The organism is Clavibacter lycopersici (assembly GCF_003576405.1).
In the GTDB taxonomy this organism is placed as follows: domain Bacteria; phylum Actinomycetota; class Actinomycetes; order Actinomycetales; family Microbacteriaceae; genus Clavibacter; species Clavibacter lycopersici.
In genome coordinates this window covers 1-2,529 of the sequence record NZ_QWGT01000317.1, presented here as the reverse complement: position 1 = coordinate 2,529, position 2,529 = coordinate 1, and the positions used below count along the sequence as shown (strand labels likewise).

Here is a 2,529-nt window from a genome sequence, read left to right as displayed (position 1 = left end):
AGCCGCCGCGGGCGGAGAGCGCAGCCGCCCCGGGCGGAGAGCGCAGCCGCCGCGGGCGCTTCCGACGGCCGACGGACGCACGAGGGCCCGGGGAGCAGACGCTCCCCGGGCCCTCGTGTCGCCGCCCGTCGAGACGGGCGGCCGTGGCGACTACTCGGAGTCGGCGGCCTTCTCGGCGGCCTTCTTCTTCGCGGGCGCCTTCTTCTTCGGCTTCTCGGCGGGCGCCTCCTCGGCGACGGCGTCCTCGGCGGGCGCGTCCGCGACGACGGCCTCGGCGTCCGCGTCGGCGGGCTCCGCGTCGACGGCGTCCGCGTCGCGCACGACGGGCTGCGTGAACTCGGTGACGTCGACGACCTTGCCGTCGGCGTCCACGACCTTCGCCTTGTCGAGCACGACCGCGAGGGCCTTGTTGCGGGCGACCTCGCCGACCATGGCGGGGATCTGGTTGTTCTGCTGCAGCACCTGGACGAACTCGTTCGGCTCCATGTTGTACTGCTGCGCGCCCTGGATGAGGTACTGGGTCAGCTCGTCCTGGCTGACCTTCAGCTCCTCCTTCTCGGCGATGACGTCGAGGAGCAGCTGCTGGCGGAACGCCTTCTCGCTGGACTCCTTGACCTCGGCGCGGTGGACGTCGTCCTCGAGGCGGTTCTCGTTCTCGAGGTGACGGTGCACCTCGTCCTCGACGAGCTTCTCGGGGACGGGGATCTCGACGCCCTCGAGCAGCTTGTCCACGATCTGGTCGCGCGCCTGGGTGACCTGGCCGAAGACCTTGGACTTGCCGACCTGGACCTTGAGGTCCGCGCGCAGCTCGTCGATGGTGTCGAACTCGCTGGCGATCTGCGCGAAGTCGTCGTCGGCCTCGGGCAGCTCGCGCTCCTTGACGGACTGGACGGTGACGGCGATCTCGGCCGTCTCGCCCTCGTTGTCGCCGCCGAGCAGCTTCGACTCGAAGGTGGTGCTCTCGCCGGCGGTGAGGGACTCGAGCGCCTCGTCGATGCCGTCGATGAGGTCGCCGGAGCCGAGCTCGTAGGAGATGCCGCTCGCGGTGTCGACGGCGTTGCCGGCGATGGTGGCGGTGAGGTCGATCTGGACGAAGTCGCCCGTCTTGGCGGGGCGGTCGACCGTGATCAGCGTGCCGAAGCGGCTGCGCAGGTTGTCGAGCTCGGTGCCGACCTCGTCGTCGGTGACCTCGACGGAGTCCACGGTGAGCTCGAGGCCCTCGTACGCGGGCAGGTCGAAGTCGGGGCGGACGTCGACCTCGATCTCGAGGAGCAGGTCGCCGGTGAGGTCCTTGCCGGGCCACTCCTTGACGTCGGCCTCGGGACGGCCGAGGGGACGGATGTCCGTCTCCTTGACGGCGGCCTGGTAGAAGCCGTCCATGCCGTCGTTCACGGCGTGCTCCAGCACGGCCTCGCGGCCGACGCGCTGGTCGATGATGGGCGGCGGCACCTTGCCCTTGCGGAAGCCGGGGATGGCGACCTGCTCGGCGATGTGGCCGTAAGCGTGGTCGATGTGCGGCTTCAGGTCTTCGGGGGTGGCAGAGATCGCGAGCTTGACGCGCGTGGGGCTCAGCTTTTCGACCGTGGTCTTCACGTGTGGAGTTCTCCTGTAATCGCGGTACGCGCCTCGGCTGAGACGGCATTTCGTCGTCGGGGATGTGGTCGGGGCGACAGGACTCGAACCTGCGGTCTTCCGCTCCCAAAGCGGACGCGCTAGCCACTACGCTACGCCCCGGCTGCCACGCATTCCCTCGGTCGAGGCGGGCGCCGTGCCCCTCTTCGTGCAGGCGCGCGGAAGCCGATCCGACCGTGGCACAGCCTATCCGACTCGTGCCGCGCGCTGGTCACCGGCGACGGGAGCCTGCGCTACGCTGGATCCCGCGCATCCGGCGCACGGCCCCTCGGGGGCGGCGCTTCCGGCATCGCGGGGATGTAGCTCAATGGTAGAGCCTCAGTCTTCCAAACTGATCACGCGGGTTCGATTCCCGTCATCCCCTCCACCGCGGTTCCACCGCCTCTCCCGCCGCCCCCTCCCCAGGCTCGTCGCCGCTTCGCGCATCCCCCGTTCGGGGCGAGACGCGCTGCCCGGCCCGTCGGCCCGATAGCGTCCTGGACCGTGGACAGCCGGGGAGCTTCCGCGACGGGCGAGCTCGGGGGGCTGCATGGTCGAGGACGACGCACGGGGACCGCGGATCGGGGCGCAGCCCTGGGCCGCACGACCTGAGGACCTCCTGCGCACGGACCTGTGCCCTGCGTGCTCGGCGCCCCTCGGCGCGCTCCTGTGCGGCCGGTGCGGGCTCGACGTCCGGGCGCCCGAGGCAGCCGCCGTGCTCGAGGCGTCGCGCCGGATCGTGGACTCGATCGCGGAGCGCGAGCGCCTCCTCGAGGCGATGCGCAGGTGGAGCGATGCGGCCGCGCGCGATCGCATTGCTTCGGCTGCGGCTTCCGCCGTGCCCGTGACCGCCGCTGCGCCCGTCACCGGCGCGCCGGTCGAGGCGCCCGGCACGGTCGCGTCCGCCGGGTCGGGGCC

The 2,529-nt window shown here is 71.5% G+C and carries 2 protein-coding genes and 2 tRNA genes; 2 read left to right on the top strand and 2 right to left on the bottom strand.

The genetic code is table 11. The features are described from left to right. Positions 1–150 precede the first annotated feature (150 nt). Positions 151–1,593: a trigger factor gene (gene tig, locus DZG00_RS14505; protein ID WP_119383083.1), complete on the bottom strand. Its 1,443-nt coding sequence runs from the start codon at positions 1,591–1,593 to the stop codon at positions 151–153. A gap of 65 nt (positions 1,594–1,658) precedes the next feature. Then, positions 1,659–1,734, bottom strand: a tRNA-Pro gene (locus tag DZG00_RS14500). A gap of 191 nt (positions 1,735–1,925) precedes the next feature. Between DZG00_RS14500 and DZG00_RS14495 the strand changes: the two genes are divergently transcribed. Further along, a tRNA-Gly gene (locus tag DZG00_RS14495) sits at positions 1,926–1,999 on the top strand. Positions 2,000–2,326: 327 nt separating this feature from the next. Then, positions 2,327–2,529, top strand: a 203-nt coding sequence (locus DZG00_RS17385) for a hypothetical protein (protein ID WP_233550154.1), incomplete at its 3' end; no start/stop codon positions are given.